A 544-nucleotide genomic window follows, 5' to 3' on the forward strand; every position below is an offset into this window, starting at 1 on the left:
GACGATTATCAGACGACCACGCACGCACCCGAGGCGCTGATGCGGCTGACCGAAACCTATCTCGCGCTCGGCGTGCCCGATGAGGCTCGCAAGGCGGCGGCCGTGCTGGGGGCCAATTATCCCGGCACGCAATGGTATAGCCGCGCCTACAAATTGTCGGAGGAACACCCGCCCGTCGCGGTCGCGGCGATCGCGCCGGGCCAGTTGATCGTGCCGCTGCCCGACAAATCGCTTCCCGACAAGCCGCTCAAAACCCACGAGCCGAAGCGCGACGCGCGCGCTTTGCCGACCTCGGGCGGTTCGTCGACCAACCCAGGCAATCCGAACCCGGGTAGCTGACCGCGCGCGGCGAAAAGAACGATACCGGAACATCGATTGTTCGGGTAAAGCGGGCGGCAGACCCATGCTGATCTCTCTCGCCATCCGTGACGTCGTGCTGATCGAGGCGCTGGACCTGCACTTCGGGCAGGGCCTGGGCGTGCTGACCGGTGAGACCGGTGCGGGCAAATCGATCCTGCTCGATGCGCTGGGCCTGGCGCTCGGC

The 544-nt window shown here is 66.4% G+C and carries 2 protein-coding genes; both read left to right on the plus strand.

The genetic code is table 11. The features are described 5' to 3' along the window. The coding region (locus AACY49_RS30205; protein WP_339527909.1) for an outer membrane protein assembly factor BamD at window positions 1-339 on the plus strand (339 nt) is incomplete at its 5' end. Between the two features lie 64 nt (window positions 340-403). Continuing rightward, a partial coding sequence (locus tag AACY49_RS30210; RefSeq protein ID WP_339527911.1) for an AAA family ATPase occupies window positions 404-544 on the plus strand: 141 nt, incomplete at its 3' end.

The sequence above is a fragment of the Pseudomonas sp. EL_65y_Pfl2_R96 genome (assembly GCF_963970905.1).
Classification (GTDB): domain Bacteria; phylum Pseudomonadota; class Gammaproteobacteria; order Pseudomonadales; family Pseudomonadaceae; genus Aquipseudomonas.